Here is a 15834-nt window from a genome sequence, read left to right on the forward strand (position 1 = left end):
GGAGCCGCGCTTGCGAAAAACTGTCATTAAAACACTGTACCTAATCGCCGGAGGCTTCTTTGTGCTGCTGGGATTGGTAGGTGTGGTATTGCCGCTGCTTCCTACAACCCCTTTTTTACTGGTGGCGGCCTTTTGCTTCTCGCGTAGCTCCGAGCGCTTACATCAAGCCTTGCTCAATAACCGCTATGTAGGCCACTTAATTCGCGATTGGGAGCAGCATGGCGTGATCCCATTAAAAGCAAAGATTCTGGCCACCAGCATGATGATTATCATGGTTAGCTACCCGCTCATCTTTCGCGATTTCCACCCGGGCCTCAAGGCAGCAGCCGGCGCAACTGTGATTTTTGCGCTGGTTTTTGTTTGGAGCCGCCCCTCACAGCCAGCTAAACAATCCACAACCTAAGCCACAACCCACGCCGCAACTAACACCATGGTGCATAAGCTGTTATCATCGGCTGCTGTAGTTGATTCACTAACCAACACCGGAGGATTTGATGATTGTAATTATCCCTGCCGGGTTGCAGGCTGCGGGTATTTAACTCGCCCATAACGCCTCTCCCGGTTGCTAAGCCGGGGCTGCCAATGCCCCCTGACGATATGCTTAAACAGCGTAGGCACTGTTGTGCCTGGGGTAATTATGACTACGATCTATTCTCTGTCCCAATTGGGATGGTCAGCATTTTTTCAACAACAACTCTCCCTTGATGAGTGGCAACACTACCGCCCGGCAAGAGTCGCCGCGCAACACCGATCTCACTTTGAACTCCTGACTGAACAGGGCCACATCAACCTTGCCGTCAGCTCACAATTACCAACCATCACCGTTGGCGATTGGCTACTGCTCGACTCAGAAGATCAGGTATATCGCGCGCTAACGCGGCTATCAGAATTCACTCGCAAAGCCGCGGGTCGCCAAGCCTCGTTACAGTATCTTGCAGCGAATGTGGATACCGTGTTTATCACCTGCTCGCTTAATGAGGATTTCAACCTTAATCGGATCGAACGCTACCTCGCACTTGTTAAGGCTGCCAATGCCGAAGCAGTGGTCGTGCTTACCAAAGCCGATCTTTGTGATAATCCAGCGCACTACCAAGAGCAGGTACAACAACTCGATGCTTTATTGCTTGTAGAGACGGTCGATGCACGCAGCAGCACATGCATCGAGGTGTTGCGGCCGTGGTGCAAACAGGGAAAGACCGTCGCATTTTTCGGCTCTTCAGGCGTGGGGAAATCCACGTTGGTCAATACACTCAGCGGAGTCGATCAGCAAACCACCGGTGCGATACGCCAGAATGATGGCAAGGGACGCCACACCACCACATCACGCTCACTGCACCCTACGCGCTCTGGCGCACTCATCCTAGATACGCCAGGCATGCGCGAGCTACAGTTAGTGGATTGCGAACAGGGCGTACAACAAGCATTTGCCGATATAGACGCACTCGCGCAACAGTGCAAATACGCTGATTGTACGCATTCGAATGAACCAGGATGTGCGGTACTCAACGCGATAGATGATGGCCGCCTAGAGGCACGGCGCCTAGCGAACTATCAAAAGCTCCTGCGTGAGCAGGCGTTCAATACGGCAACCATTGCTCAACGTCGCGAACAAGAAAGAAACTTTACTCGCTACTGTCGCAGCGTGATGAAGGAGGTAAAACTGCGCAGAAAAGGAGACTAACGAAAATGAGAGCCTGCACCTAGCAGGCTCTCACTCGATAGTGATGATTTGCTTATCCAGCAACTGCCAGTTGCTCGTTCGGAGCCACCTGCTCAAGGTAGCGTAACCAACTTTTTGCGCTGCCCGACACAGACGGGAAGTCTGCCGCCGCTTTTAGCGCATTGCGCGCTAGTACAAACTGCTCCAGCTTCACTTGCGTGATGCCTAACAACAGCTGCAAAGAGGCACGGTCATCGCCTTTCGCACTTTTTAGTGCAGCGCTGAGGGTTCGTTGTGCACTGCGCCACTGCTCTAAATCGATCTGCAGTTGAGCGATGCGTGCCAAGTTTTTCGCGCTTGGCGTCACCTTTTGGAGCTGCGTCAGCGCGGCAATCGCTTTGTGTTTCTCTTTAGCCAGTTGCCAGCTTTGGCTGAGCAGCGTTAGCTCCCGTGCAGTCCCCTTTAGCGAACCTCTTTTTAACCCACTTTCCAAAACCTCACCGGCTTTGTAGGGTGCGCCTTGGCGCAACAGCATTTGCGCCAATTGACGGTAGTCTTTCCCTTGGGTCAGTAAACCGCTTTCAAACCCCATGCGCTGAGTGGCCAGCGCCGCCTTATTTTGACCGGCTTGCAGCTGCAACGCTGTCAGCTGGCGCCAGTCCGCGCTGCGTTTTGGATAGATACGCACCAAACGCTGTTGCGCTTTTGCAGCTGCAGCCCAGCGCTTCAGACGGATCTGAGCACCGGTTTCAAGCTGATACCAGCTACGCGGTGCCACTTTGCGAGTCGCGATGGCAGCACGGATAGATGGCAAGACTGCGCGCCACTTCTCTTGCTGGCTATACGCCTGTGCGAGTAGTAAATGATCATCACCACGCACCTGCTTACCGGCCGACTTAATCCAGCGGTTCAGCTTTGTACTACATGCCGACCATTGCTCCGCCATACAATGCAACTGGGCGATCGTTTTTAACAGGTTACTTTGTTGAGTGGCGGGTAATGCTTCAAGAACATGAGCTTTTTGCAGATACTTAAGTGCCGTGCGATGTCGCTCAGCACGCAGTTCAAGCTGGCCAAGGTTCTGCCACACAAGCGCCTTGGCATAGGGGCTAGTGACTTTATCACTGGCTGATAACAGCTGCTGCTTCGCCGCCTGCGTTTGCGAGGCTTCAATCAGATCAAACGCTTTCTTTAGCTGTTTGTAATCATGCTGCGATAACTTCTCCTGACCATGACTCAGGGTAGATGCCAACAATAGAACAACGACTCCAAAACGCCACATATTATCTCTCCAGTTTGAACTCTAGCTCCTGACGCACCCGAAACGGGACCGCCTGACCATTCACCACTTTCTTTTGGAACTGCCAGCGCTGCACGGCGCGCTGAACGGCACGATCAAACACCCCTTTGGGAGTCGATGAAACAATCTTGATACTGCCCGGCTCCACAGTGCCTTGGGCTGTCACCAATAGCTCAACCACCACGCGGCCCTCTTGCTTGCGTCGCAAAGCTCGCTGCGGATAGCGGGGCGGCACTTGCCGTGTAATGGTGGGGTTTGCCTCAAGACTGATTGCCGGCGCAGGAGCGGCTACCACGGGTGCAGGTGCTGGCACAGGCAACGCATTCATCGTGTTTAGACTGACATTGACCGATACATCAATATCGGGAACCGATACATCTAACCGGGTCGCACTGACTTGCGGTAGCGGTGGCTTCGGTGGCGGCGGGATATCAGGCTGTACCTGTTCGAGCACCTGCTCAGGCTCGGGGGGACGCTGGCGGCGACGCACCTCCACCTCGCTGTTACGCTCCACCAGCAGGAAGTCGAAGTTCACGGTGTCTGCTGGCGTATCATCCCACTGCGCAGCCATGGTGGTGGTCAGCGCCAAGCAGTAGAACAGCAAGCTGGCGAGCAAAACACCAATCGGCAGAGCCAACATCATCCGCAACATGACTTACTCACTCGCCTTTGTTGCCACAGTGTAGGGAACATTCGCCAAACGAAGCTGATCGATCACTTTGATGAGCTGCCCAGTTGAGGCCTCTTCATCGGCTTGCACAACCACGTTGATCTCGGCTTGCTCACTACGCAGGCGCTCAATCGCTGGGCGTACCATGCGCAGATCGAGCGGCTTACGATCAAGCCAAATCTGATCCTCCGCTGAGATCGCAACCATCACCGCGGTTTTGCTCTGGCTGTTGGCGCTATCAGCCACTGGACGGTTAACGTCAATACCCGCTTCACGCACAAACGAGGTCGAAACAATGAAGAAGATCAACATGATGAACACGACATCCAACATCGGTGTCATATTGATCTCGGCTTCCTCTTGGGCTTGGGTCAGGTTTAAGCGCTGACGCATGATGGCTCTCCCTCTTGCGGGCTACGCAGCAATAAAAGTTGATACTGTTCCGCTGTGGACCAGCGGAATAAACGGTTATGAAACAGCAGACCCGCCACCGCCACCGCCATCCCTGTCATCGTTGGGAAGGTAGCGCTCGCCACCCCTGCTGCCATCAAGCGAGGATTACCCGTGCCATACAGCGCGAGGCTATCGAATACCTGAATCATGCCGGTCACAGTGCCTAACAGCCCTACCAGCGGGCAGAGCGTGATCAAGGTTTTGATCAAAGAGAACTGTTTTTTCAGGGCAAGATCCAGATCACACAACACCGCTAAACGGCGGCCAGTTGTGGGCTCTTGCTTAACCTGCGCCAAGGTCGCTCGTTTCTGCTTTGGGTAGCTCACTAAGCGATATAGCAACCGCTCGGTAATTAAGATGAACATCAAAATCGCGATCAACAGGATCGGGTACAACACCCAGCCACCGGTTTGGAAAAACTGGCCCAGTGCAAATAACCAATCATGCAGGCTTGGCATCTCAAGCGGCACGAGGCAACTCCTGCTGCGGCGCTGCAGCAACAGGCTCGGCTAACAAGCCAAGGCTCTTCTCTTGCAGAATTTGGGTTAAGCGACGTGAGCGAGTCGCGAGATAGCTATGGCAAAACAGCAGCGGAATCGCCACCACGAGCCCCAACACAGTGGTCATCAGCGCTTGCGAAATACCACCGGCCATCAGCTTAGGATCACTGGTGCCAAACAGGGTAATACTCTGGAACGTAGCGATCATGCCGATCACCGTGCCCAACAGCCCAAGCAAGGGCGCCACCGCCGCCAGCAGCTTCACAAAGCTTTGGCCGCGCTCGATAGCGGGCAGCTCCTGCAGGATGGCTTCATCCACTTTCAGCTCGCGCTGCTCGGCTGAACCGGTTTGTTGCGCGGCCAACAAGACGCGGCCCAGCGCATTTTTAACACTCAATTTTTCTGGGCGGCGCAGCTGCGCTGCCACTTTGATCTCGCTCATCACCATGCGCAACACCTGATAAAGCGAGACTAATAACCCCAGAGCGCCTAGCGCAAGAATTAGATAACCCACGTTACCGCCTTGCTGGATACGCTCCAGTAAGCGAGGCTCACGATCCAGCAACATAAATAGCTGTCCTCGTGATGGATCGATCGTGACTTGCGCCGCGGTACCACTGGCATACGCCGCTAACTGAGACGCCGCCTGGCGCGGTTGCGTTGGCAGCGCTGCCAATGTTTGTTGTTCTGCATCCCACTGTAGATACAGGTCCTCGGCTGCAGCAGAGAACACCCCAAAGCGAGTCACTGCCAACTCACGCTGCTGACCATCTTGGCCAATGACCGGCGCACTAAATTGGCTGATCTGGCCTGATGCCGTCATCTCCAGTTGCAACTGGTACCAAAGTGCTTCTAGGTCTTGCAATGTTGGGACACGCTTGGAGTCTGCGAAGGTCAACACCTGATCACGGTCGGGGTGTTGAGCACTCACGAGCGAATCCGCTAGCAGTGGGCGCAACTCAGCGGCTTTCTCTTTGGCAACACCAAAGACCTCGCCTAACTGGCCAGCACGCTGAGTGAGCTGTGCTTCCTTTTCAGCCAGCAGTAGATCGTTTGCATCAAACGCCTCTTTCAAGCGCTCTTGCTCGGCCTCGGCCAGTGCTAAGCGATCTCGGCTTTTGCTTAACAAGGCCCGCTTTTGGGCAAGGTCTTGATTAAAAGCTTGCTCACGTTTTTGATTGGTGACCTTGTCCGCAGCACTAAACCCTCGCACCTGCTCTAACAAGCCATTCAAGGTTTCTGGGGCAGCGGCTGCGGTGACGCTCGCACCGAGTAGCGAAGCCGTTAATCCAATGACCAGGAGTGATTTCATGATCGCGCCTCCTGCTTCGGCATAGGCAACTCTAATAGGCTTGGCACCTGCTGTTGGCGCGCCACGGCAATGGCTGTTTTCAGCGCTAGATTCTGTGCTTCGCTCAACGTGCGCCACTCCCCACGCGACGGTTCCCAAAGCGCACTTTGATCTCCGCTGCGGGTTTGATAGTAAAGCGCTGTACGGCCAATGCGCAGGAATGTCACTTGGCGCTCGGCACCTTGTTGTTCAACACGGCCGCTGTACGCTTCTAATGTGCGGCCATACTGTGCTTCGACCAAGTAAGCCTCGAGGATCTGGCGGTACTTTTCGGCAACAGAAACATCTGCGCGATTCAGTAAGCCGTGCAGTTTTTCAACCCGTTCGATGCGCTCATCAGGCAGAAACGGCAAATCAGCTGCTACAAATTTATCGAGCGTTGCAACCATCTGTCCCAACATCGGCAGTACGGCTTTATCTGTCTCTTCCAGTGAGAGTAACTGCTTATCTAGGTCCGCCAGTTCCGCCTCTTGCGATTCCACTAGCTTCGCCAGTTGTCGGTTGTAAGCTTCGGTCACATCGGCAGAACGCTCATTGCTCAAGTACTCTTCCCGCGCTTCACTTGAAGCAAGGTCAACTTGATCGATACGCGTTTGCGAACGCTTTGCCGCTTCATGGGTGTCTTTTGCGACTTTTTCACTGCGGCTCAGCTCATTTGCTGAAACCACAGCAGGCGCGGCGGCTGACAGCCCAAATAGGCTCGCCGCTAGAAAAACTTTGGGAAGTAGATTCATAGCAAACAACTTTAAAAGCAAAACTAATTGCGAATGATTATCAAAAATATCCTTACAGAAGCAACGCTCTTTACATCTGTTACATCCATGCGGCGCTGTCAAAAATAGAGACGGAAAAAACGGCGAAAAGCACGTTCCAGACTTGAACCGCCCCGCTGGGGTACAATACTATATGCAAATCATTATCATATGCAATTGCATTTACATGCTGTTTGTATGTTTTAGTGTCTAGTTAAGTTTTCTATGTTGATATCGCAAGGGTGAAACGATGATCGCTATTATCTATGGTTCTACAACAGGCAATACACAAGATATTGCAGAGAAGGTCGCCCAACACTTGGGCTCGGAAAACGTCGAGCTGTTCGATGTCAAAGACGTAGGGCTCGAAATTATCGATGCCTTTGATCAGCTCATTTTCGCTATTCCAACGTGGGACTACGGCGAAGTCCAAGAAGATTGGGAAGAGGTGTGGGAGGAGGTCGATAACTACGACTTCAATGGCAAAACAACCGCGTTTATTGGCCTTGGCGACCAGCTCGGCTACGCCGAGTGGTTTGTAGATGCGATGGGCATGCTGCACGACAAGGTGGTGGCGCGTGGTGCTCATGTGATTGGCCACTGGCCTGTCACCGGCTACGAGTTCGATGAATCTCAAGCGCTGACCCAAGACAAACAGCACTTTGTGGGTCTAGCCATTGATGAAGATACGCAACGTGAGCTCACAGATGAGCGTGTCGCTGCATGGTGTGAACTGATCCAACCCCAGCTTGCTGAAGCCGCCTAAAACCCATCGGAGCCTGCTAAGCAGGCTCCGTTCTTACCTAATTTTGCTGAGCTTTATAGGTTAACTCACCGTTTGGCAGCAAAGGCCATGCTCGACGATAGACCTGCCCTTGCCAATCCACTGCGGTGACCCAAAGCAGCGTCTCTTCATCAATCTGCTCCGGTACTTCCAGCTCCATATGCTTTGCGCCAATGGGGCCGTGGATAAACTCCTCGACCTCCTCAAGCGCCAGCGGCTCACCAACATTGGCGTATATAAACTGGATCTGCTGCAACGCTTCGCTAGAGAGCGATGCATTCAAAACGGTACTGACACCTGGCCGAATGGGCGGTAGGTCTTTCTCTAGCAAACCCGCCACCGCATTCATGGATACCTGCCAAGGCCCCACGGATTGTTCGGCATAAAGGTAGCCGCTGCCACGGGTCCCCTGTTCACTCAACGTCAGCGCCACACTGGTGCCGTAGCAAATACCAATGAGTGCTAGCAGATTGAAATATTTGAACACGCCCATTGGACCACCCCACGGGCGCACAACTTTCCAGAGAGCCAACAGCCGCCTGCGCAGCAGGCTATAGCGCTGTGCTTTTTTTGCAGCACGGCGCACACGCTTATAGCTGACGATCAAACCACTGATCGCCAGAAAGCTCATCGCGAGACCGCCGATAAGGTAGATCACTTTCACGGTGATATCTGCGCTCTTATGCGCCCATGTGCCGTAGTGCAACGGCTGCATTGCCAGATCAAAGCGCTGTACTGGCGAGAACTCCGCCGTTGCATATGTCACTATGATCTCGCCGGTATAAGGGTGCACAAACACACGATCACCCTTCCACTCACTGAGCAGCCACTCATCGCGCTTACCGATCACCTCGTAGGGTTCAGCATTATGCTCTGGCGGATTAATCACATTAATTTGCAGATCGGGATAAGCCGCCGTTACCCGCTCCACAACTTGCGCAGCGGTTAACGCCACAGGGACACCTGCCACCGCAAGTTCACTGAGTTGGCTTGGCTCTAACACCGGTGCCTCGCGATGAGCAGCCACAACGTCAGGCACGCCAAAGTACTTCACAAACGGGTCTTGATAGAACCACCAACTGCCAGTCACGCCAATAATCAATACAATCCAAAGACTCCAAAGCCCAACTAAGCGGTGCAAATCCCCAAGAAAAACACGTAAATTTCCACGGCGCGGCCACACTAGGAAGTAGCGCCAAAACTTAGGTACTGCAATGAGCCCGGTAATCAGAGAGATCAGCACCAGCAGGCCCAGCGCATTCACCACACTGTTACCAATCGCAGGTAGGAACAAGGTCGCGTGCAGGAAACCGATAAACTGTCCTACCGTTAACAGTACGGTATCGCCAGTGACCTCTCCGCTGTAAGGATCAATCCATGCTTGACGCCAGCCGCCTTGATTATCGATATAACGAGCATAGGCATTGAGATGTGGATAATCTTCTGCGGTGCGGAAAAAGAACATGCCGTTATCAGGATACGCGGCTTGTAGTTTATCCAAGAGTTCACCTGCGCCAAGGCGCTCCTGCTGCACCTGTGCTCGCATCTCATCGTAGAGCAGCCAGTCAATCTCTTGCTGCACAGTCGCCAACGCGCCGCTTAACAGCACAACGGTGAGTAATAACGTCAGTTTTAAGCCCATCAGGCTGTGGATAAAGTAAGCGCTATACTGCAGCGATAGTTTGCGTCGACGGCGGCTCACTTTAGGCTGTGTTTCGGGGTTTACAGCGATCGTCATGCCCTTGTCCTTGTAAATAGAAAAGCCTTGCCGATAGCGACAAGGCTTTGTGCGGGATGACCCCTTCTTAGAATGAGTAACGTGCGTTTAGCGTTGCGTTGAGGCGCTCACCAAAGCCGCAGTCGGTGCCATTGGAACGACACCATGCGATGTAACGCTTATCCGCTAGGTTTTTCACATCTAAGGAGAAGCGCCAATTTTCGATATCGTAGCCAATCATAGCGTCAGCCAACGTCACACCATCGACGACAGGTGCCCCACCCCAGCCAACATTGGCACCGGTGCGGCGAACACCCAAACCAACACGCCAGTGGTTATCGATCTTATACGTACCCCAGAACGAGGCTTGGTGCTCTGCTAAGTAAGGCAGGCGGTTACCAGCACCGTCACGCGCGTCTAGCGCTGATAGGTTCACGCGCAGATCCAGCTGGTCCCATTTCTGCTGTGCTTCAAGCTCCCAGCCATCGATCGTGGCAGCTGTCTGCTGTAAACCACCCGGAATATTGCCGCTGATCACACGGTTTTTCTGCTCGATATCAAAGCGCGATAGCGTCACCATGGTGCGCTCATCCGCCGAGAGGTATTTAATACCCACCTCAACCTGCTCACCTTCGGTTGGATCTAGCGTGCCACCCAAACCATCGCTACCGGTGTTGGCCTCAAAGGATTCGGAGTAACTGACGTAAGGTGATAAGCCGTTCTCTAGCTGGTACATCACGCCAAGGTGACCGGTGGTGGCGCTCGACTCTGCGGTGTCGCTACCTTCCAGTGTTGTTTTCACCGTATCGTGACGCAGCGCAGCCGACAGCACCCATGCACCCCAATTGATATGATCACTTGCGTAAAAGCCAAGTTGCTCGGTATCGACGAAAGGTCGATCGATGGTGCCTGGTATCACAGCTAAGCTGCCATAGGTTGGATTGTACGCATTGATTGGCGTACCCGCGCCGCGGTAGAAGTTACTCTCGTCCGTTCTCACATCTTGGCGATCAATGCCGAACAATAAGCGGTGCTCTGTTTCACCTACCACCACTTGCCCTTGCAAGCGCAGATCTAGATTGAGCCCTTCGGTACTCTTGTCACCTTGATAGATGGTACGGCCAATCGTGCCATCAGCCGTTGGGGCATAGCCAATGTTCGCCCAATGCTCTCGAGTTTCAGTTTCTGCATCAACATGGCGCGCAATAGCGGCCAGTTTCCAGCTATCGTTGAATTCATGTTGCAGATCGAGTGTCACCGCGTTCTGCTCGCGATCATAACGATCCCAACCCGGCTCACCGATAAATGTTGAAGTGGGTAGATAACCCAACGGGCCCGGCTGCAGCGTACCCTGCGTTGGTAAGAACTGCGCAGTGATACCGCCTTCACGCTTTTGATAGTTGTAGATTAGGGTTAGATCAGTCGCATCGGAAATGCGCCATGTTAACGATGGATTGATCAAGATTTCGTCGTCATCAACGTGATCAACTTGGGTACCGCTATCACGCAGCAAACCAACCATACGCACCAGCACTCGCTCTTCAGCATCGAGCGCACCGGTCCAATCCGCCGCTAATTGTTTACGCTCAAATGAGCCCGCTTGCGCCCAGAACTCACCCGCTTGCTCCGCTTGTGGTCGTTTGGTGATCGTATTGACAACACCGCCCACTGAGCCTTGGCCGTACAACACAGATGCCGGACCTTTTAGTACTTCAACACGCTCCATAGCAAAGAGGTTCGGGCGCACATTGTTGTAGCTGCCGTAGTGCGAGCGTAAGCCATCAACGTATTTGATAGGGTCTGCACCGCGGATTTTGCTAGCATCAACACGCGTATCGATACCGAAACCACCGGCATAGACACCTGCGTTATACAGCAACGCGTCCTGCACACTCTTGGCCCCCGTCTCGATAGCAAACTCAGTGTCGATCACTGATACCGAATAGGGCAGCTCTTTCACGGGCGCGCCCGATTTTGCCACCGAGGCAGGTTTAATCAGGGCAGGCGCATCAGCCAGACCATCACTGCCCACGATCGTTAACTTGTCGGTTTGCTCAACATGAGCGGCATCAGCCGCCAGCGCACTAGGTGCTACGCCTAGGCTTGCCGCGCAGATGCATACAGCTAAATATGAGTGGCGATACATCTAAAACTCTCCAAAGTTCAATTCGCGCCAAACAATACATGATATTTATTATCATTTTCAACAATACCTGAATTATCATTCGCTTATTTTTTGAGCATATCTTAATACGCGGCTCACATGGATAGTGTTAATCTCGCAATAGATGCGATATACCTAAATTAATGTCGATGCACCGGCTCACGCCGGACTCAAGGCCTCTAACGGCAAGGAATGTGTTATGAAATCTGGGCTACTATTGGGCGGGCATGAGTCGGGCCAAATTTTTCTCAATGCTCGTTATGCAAATCGCCATGGCCTCATCGCAGGCGCCACCGGTACCGGTAAAACCGTTACCCTGCAGTGCCTTGCTGAGGGCTTTTCTGATCTGGGTGTGCCGGTATTTCTCGCCGATATCAAAGGGGACCTTGCAGGCCTAAGCCAAAAAGGTGCACCACACGCCAAGATCGCTGAGCGCGTAACGCAAATACAGATCGATAACTACCAACAGAGCAGTTATCCCGTCGAGCTTTGGGACCTGTTTGGCGAGCAAGGTACACCCGTGCGGGCAACAATCTCGGAGATGGGCCCGCAGCTGCTATCACGTCTGCTAGACCTGAATGAGACCCAAGAGAGTATTCTGACGCTGGTATTTGAGTACGCGGATGATGAAGGGCTATTGCTTGTTGATCTCAGTGATCTGCGCTCAACACTGTCCTTTATCGCTGAGCACGGCGGCGATATTGATACTGGGCTAAAAGTTTCCAAAGCCTCGGTTAACGCAATACTGCGTCGTCTTTTGATGTTAGAGCGCGAAGGGGGCGAGCACTTCTTTGGTGAACCCGCACTGCAGCTCGATGATTTCTTGCAAGTGGCTCGTGATGGCCGTGGCGTGATTAACTTACTGGCCGCCGATCGCCTCGTCCAGAGCCCGCGCCTCTACTCCACATTTTTACTCTGGCTACTTTCTGAGCTGTTCGAACAACTTCCTGAGGTTGGTGACCCAGAAAAACCCACCATGGTGTTCTTTTTCGATGAAGCCCACCTGCTCTTTAAAAACGCCAATAAAGTCCTCCTAGAAAAGATTGAGCAAGTGGTGCGTTTGATCCGCTCCAAAGGCGTGGGTATCTACTTCATTACCCAAAGCCCAAGCGATGTACCCGATAGCGTTTTAGGCCAGCTTGGCAATCGTGTGCAGCACGCCCTGCGAGCCTATACACCCAAAGATCAAAAAGCGGTACGTGTTGCCGCGCAGACTTTCCGCAGCAACCCTAACTTAGATGTGGAAAGTGTGATCTCAACGCTGGGGGTTGGTGAGGCGCTGGTTTCCGTGCTGGAGGAGAACGGTGTCCCTTCCATTGTGCAACGTACGCTAATGCGCCCGCCCTCGTCACGTATGGGCCCCATTACAGCAGACGAGCGAACGACATTGATCAGCCGCTCACCTTGTCAACGGCGCTATGCACAGGCAGTTGATCCACACTCAGCTCATGAAGTTTTAGAGGAGCGCACCAAAGCGCGCTTAGCTGCCGAAAGCGAAGCAGCTGAACGCGCCGCACAGGAGAAGCAGAAGCCACGCCGCAGCAGCAACCGCCAGAGCATTGGGGAAGCACTGATCAAGAGTGTTGCTCGCAGCGTCGGCAGTAGCCTTGGGCGCAGTATTGGCAAAAAGCTAGTACGAGGTTTACTCGGCTCGCTATTGAAGTAGCCTTACAAGCCCCGCATGGTTAGCAGCCGGCGGGGCTATTCAAACTCCATCGCTTCAAATACGCGCCCAGCGTTTTTCGCCGCTAGCTCCTCGAATGTTTCAAGATGGCGGTAGGAAGACTGATCAATCGCGTACGCATCTTCCAATGTGCCACCCTCTTCCAGCAGCTCACCCACTTTACCGCGCAGAAACACTAAGTAACCACGTGTATAGCGATCTACTGTGGCAAAATCAGTTGGGCCACCGTGCCCGGGTACAATCACTTTGCCTTTAGCAAACTCGGTGAAGCTCTGCTGCCAAGTTTCTAACCATGCTGCCGTATCGGTATCTGGAAAAATGGGCAGCATCCGCTCATGGAACGCGATATCACCCGCGATCACAACATTGCGTTCAGGAATCAAAACCGAGATATCCCCAGGCGAGTGCGCTGCGCCTAAATAATGCAGTTCAGCGGTTATCCCCCCAAGATCCAACACCAGCTGATCATCAAAAGTACGATCAAGGACCACAACCTCGGTGCCGTCACTGCGCTCTTTCAAGATCGCTTGCAGATTAGTTAATCCATCTAAGCCGTGGCTCTCGATCTCGTCGGCCGCGTCTGTGTGGGCGATCACTTCGGCACCCAATGCTTTCCAGTATCCATTTCCCAATGCCGCATGGGATTGGCCATTCTCATCCACCACATACTTCACCGGCAAAGCGGTATGTTTCTTTATCTCATCGTGTAGCGCTTTTGCGAGCAGATAGGAGGAGCCTCCGTTTACGACCAGCACGGCTTCATTACCGATAACAAAGCTCAAATTGTTATTGTGACCGGCATTTTCATAGTTGTAGTACTGAGTCTGACCAATCGCCGACCAAACGCCATCTGCCACCTTGACCGGCGCACTATAGAGCAAGGACTCGGGATATTTATCAGGAATAATTTCGGCACTGACAGAACCACTGAACAGCAGGCACGCTAAAAAAACCGCTCGCATAACACACTCCTTTTATTATGATTATCTAATCTAAGTGTATTCCTAAATCGAATAAATAACGAGCACTCCAACATACCACTATGGCACTAGCGATTCGCGACACGCGTTAAGACACTTTCGTACGTGTGGCACAGATGCTGACTTGCAAAAGACGCCACCGATATCTCAGGTTTAGTCGCCATCGCTTGCAGGGCATCTAGCTTATCCACAGCAGATTCAGCCTGCTGGGCTACATCACCGGTTGTACTGTAAAGGTGCTCATGCGCGAAATACTCGGGATATACCTGCCGCTGCGGCAGCAAGGGACAACAACCCAGTGCCACAGCCTCTAACACCGCAAGGCCTTGGAACTCATGCTGCGCTGTGGATAAGATATAGTCAGCCGATGCTAGCCAGCTTAGGTAGGCTGCCCGACTTTCAACAAACCCTTGCTGATCAATACGATCACTAAAGCGTTGAATGATGTCATCAAACACGCGCGGAGTGTGCCTAAAACGCTGCCCCAAAAGTGCCAGTCGAAAGTCAATGTTGCGCTTATCAAGCGCCATAAGAATGGCATTAAGTAACTCAGGATCCTTATCAAACTCCCAGCGTGCTGCCCACACAATCCGCAATGGATCTTCCTGTTCAGACCAACACGCGTCTGATGCCGATGCATCGGTTAGATCAGGCAAGGGTACCGGCAGTACTTCACTGTTTTTCTCAAGTCTCTCAGGTAATCCTTTCGGCACTAAATCTGGCAGCTTCTTCAGTAATGCACTAACACCCTGCAAAAACGAACGCCGGTTAAAGTGAGAGTTAAAAAGCACATAGTCCGCTGCCAAAGCGGTGTACAGATTAAGGACTTGCGGCTCAACGGAGTTGTGCGTGTGCGAAGAGGTCGGATAGGCAAACTGATTTTCATGGAAATAGACAGCCGTTGGTATGCGTGCCAATTCGGGCACAAAGCCACGCAGTGCGGAGAGATCAGTCATCGAGGTGGCCACCACTAGATCATAAGGCTCGCGCAAAGTGTCGGCATGTTCGCCAAACGCCAGCGACAAGCTATTCCCTCGGACTCGCCACGCGAAGTAACGTGCAGGCAAGCAAACCTCAGTCCACTGCCAGTGGGGAAGCATCGCCTGTAATGCGCGCCGCCACTGAGCATGACTTTGAGCATCGTAAGCTGATAGCAATAGTACGCGCATAATTCCTCTTCTATTTCCTAGTACTGCCGTAGCGCAGGGTTTGTCAGATATACCCAACAATAAGCTTGAACTTACCCAAGGCTTCGTTAACAATTTGCCTGCTCATAGGGTGTGAAAGGGGTACTGTTGATCTAGTGAATCACACTAGCGATCAGGGCTTAACCTCTTCGTCATATTACTATGAGAGATTAGGGATTATCTCATTGTGCACCGCACAAAAAAGATTGACTTTAATATATTTGGCTATAAAATAACCAATATTGTGCACTGCAACATAAAGGACCAAACACCATGACAAACACTCTTGATTTCCAAAAACCAGTTGAAGCAATGAAAACTCTGATGGCACTGCAAGCTGCTACACTGAACAAGTCAGTAGAGCTGCAAAAGAAATCAGGTGAAGAGCTAGCAAGCTTCTTCCAAAGCGGCGTTGAAAAAGCGAAAGATCTGAAGTCGCCTGAAGAAGTTGTGAAGTTTAACATTGAATCTAACCAAGCGCTGTTCGAACTACTGAAAAGCCAAGGTGAAGCATTCACTGCACTAGCAACTGAAGCTGGTCAAAACACAATGGAAGAGATGCAGAAGCTGGCTAAATAATTTAGCAGCACCTGTGATAATGCCCCGGCTTAGCTGGGGCATTTTTGTTTCTA

15 protein-coding genes are annotated in these 15834 nt (G+C 52.5%); 5 read left to right on the plus strand and 10 right to left on the minus strand.

The window, feature by feature from the left end:
* Positions 1–10 precede the first annotated feature (10 nt).
* Together E4L36_RS09240 and rsgA are read left to right on the plus strand one after the other, a co-directional pair.
* On the plus strand, positions 11–403 hold the full coding sequence (locus E4L36_RS09240) for a YbaN family protein (RefSeq protein WP_136680360.1): 393 nt from the start codon (positions 11–13) through the stop codon (positions 401–403).
* Positions 404–637: 234 nt separating this feature from the next.
* Positions 638–1681 carry a ribosome small subunit-dependent GTPase A gene (gene rsgA, locus E4L36_RS09245; protein WP_136680361.1) on the plus strand — a complete coding sequence of 348 codons (1044 nt, stop codon included), beginning with the start codon at positions 638–640 and terminating at the stop codon, positions 1679–1681.
* 52 nt (positions 1682–1733) lie between these two features.
* Here rsgA and E4L36_RS09250 read toward each other — a convergent pair whose 3' ends face one another.
* From E4L36_RS09250 to E4L36_RS09275, 6 genes are read right to left on the minus strand one after another with little or no spacing between them, the layout of a single operon-like run.
* Complete coding sequence (locus tag E4L36_RS09250; RefSeq protein WP_136680362.1) at positions 1734–2942, minus strand: hypothetical protein; 1209 nt, start codon at positions 2940–2942, stop codon at positions 1734–1736.
* A 1-nt stretch (position 2943) separates the two neighbouring features.
* Positions 2944–3612, minus strand: coding sequence for an energy transducer TonB (locus tag E4L36_RS09255; RefSeq protein ID WP_136680363.1), 669 nt, complete (start codon positions 3610–3612; stop codon positions 2944–2946).
* A gap of 3 nt (positions 3613–3615) precedes the next feature.
* Complete coding sequence (locus E4L36_RS09260) at positions 3616–4023, minus strand: biopolymer transporter ExbD (protein ID WP_127693198.1); 408 nt, start codon at positions 4021–4023, stop codon at positions 3616–3618.
* Positions 4008–4553 (minus strand): MotA/TolQ/ExbB proton channel family protein, encoded by a 546-nt coding sequence (locus tag E4L36_RS09265; RefSeq protein WP_127693199.1) that lies wholly within the window; start codon positions 4551–4553, stop codon positions 4008–4010. The genes E4L36_RS09260 and E4L36_RS09265 overlap by 16 nt, the downstream gene beginning before the upstream one ends.
* Entirely contained in the window at positions 4543–5895 is a 1353-nt protein-coding gene (locus E4L36_RS09270) for a MotA/TolQ/ExbB proton channel family protein (protein ID WP_136680364.1), read from the minus strand. Before E4L36_RS09270 ends, E4L36_RS09265 begins: the two co-directional genes overlap by 11 nt.
* The gene (locus E4L36_RS09275; protein WP_136680365.1) at positions 5892–6668 is read right to left on the minus strand and encodes a DUF3450 domain-containing protein; all 777 of its coding nucleotides are present in this window, start codon (positions 6666–6668) and stop codon (positions 5892–5894) included. Before E4L36_RS09275 ends, E4L36_RS09270 begins: the two co-directional genes overlap by 4 nt.
* Before the next feature lie 268 nt (positions 6669–6936).
* On the opposite strand from E4L36_RS09275, the gene fldB reads away from it, so the two are divergent.
* Positions 6937–7452 (plus strand): flavodoxin FldB, encoded by a 516-nt coding sequence (gene fldB, locus E4L36_RS09280; RefSeq protein ID WP_127693202.1) that lies wholly within the window; start codon positions 6937–6939, stop codon positions 7450–7452.
* 37 nt (positions 7453–7489) lie between these two features.
* Here fldB and E4L36_RS09285 read toward each other — a convergent pair whose 3' ends face one another.
* Both E4L36_RS09285 and E4L36_RS09290 read right to left on the minus strand, forming a co-directional pair.
* Complete coding sequence (locus E4L36_RS09285; protein WP_136680366.1) at positions 7490–9208, minus strand: PepSY-associated TM helix domain-containing protein; 1719 nt, start codon at positions 9206–9208, stop codon at positions 7490–7492.
* Between the two features lie 67 nt (positions 9209–9275).
* Positions 9276–11333 (minus strand): TonB-dependent siderophore receptor, encoded by a 2058-nt coding sequence (locus E4L36_RS09290; protein WP_136680367.1) that lies wholly within the window; start codon positions 11331–11333, stop codon positions 9276–9278.
* A 217-nt stretch (positions 11334–11550) separates the two neighbouring features.
* Between E4L36_RS09290 and E4L36_RS09295 the strand changes: the two genes are divergently transcribed.
* Entirely contained in the window at positions 11551–13017 is a 1467-nt protein-coding gene (locus tag E4L36_RS09295; protein ID WP_136680368.1) for a helicase HerA-like domain-containing protein, read from the plus strand.
* Between the two features lie 35 nt (positions 13018–13052).
* On the opposite strand, the gene E4L36_RS09300 is transcribed toward E4L36_RS09295, so the two are convergent.
* Together E4L36_RS09300 and E4L36_RS09305 are read right to left on the minus strand one after the other, a co-directional pair.
* The gene (locus E4L36_RS09300; RefSeq protein ID WP_136680369.1) at positions 13053–13997 is read right to left on the minus strand and encodes an MBL fold metallo-hydrolase; all 945 of its coding nucleotides are present in this window, start codon (positions 13995–13997) and stop codon (positions 13053–13055) included.
* Positions 13998–14083: 86 nt separating this feature from the next.
* Complete coding sequence (locus tag E4L36_RS09305) at positions 14084–15184, minus strand: DUF3524 domain-containing protein (protein ID WP_136680370.1); 1101 nt, start codon at positions 15182–15184, stop codon at positions 14084–14086.
* Positions 15185–15475: 291 nt separating this feature from the next.
* On the opposite strand from E4L36_RS09305, the gene E4L36_RS09310 reads away from it, so the two are divergent.
* Positions 15476–15781, plus strand: coding sequence for a hypothetical protein (locus tag E4L36_RS09310; protein ID WP_127693208.1), 306 nt, complete (start codon positions 15476–15478; stop codon positions 15779–15781).
* Positions 15782–15834 lie beyond the last annotated feature (53 nt).

The sequence above is a fragment of the Neptunomonas sp. XY-337 genome (genome assembly GCF_004959845.1).
GTDB classification, from domain to species: domain Bacteria; phylum Pseudomonadota; class Gammaproteobacteria; order Pseudomonadales; family Balneatricaceae; genus Neptunomonas; species Neptunomonas marina.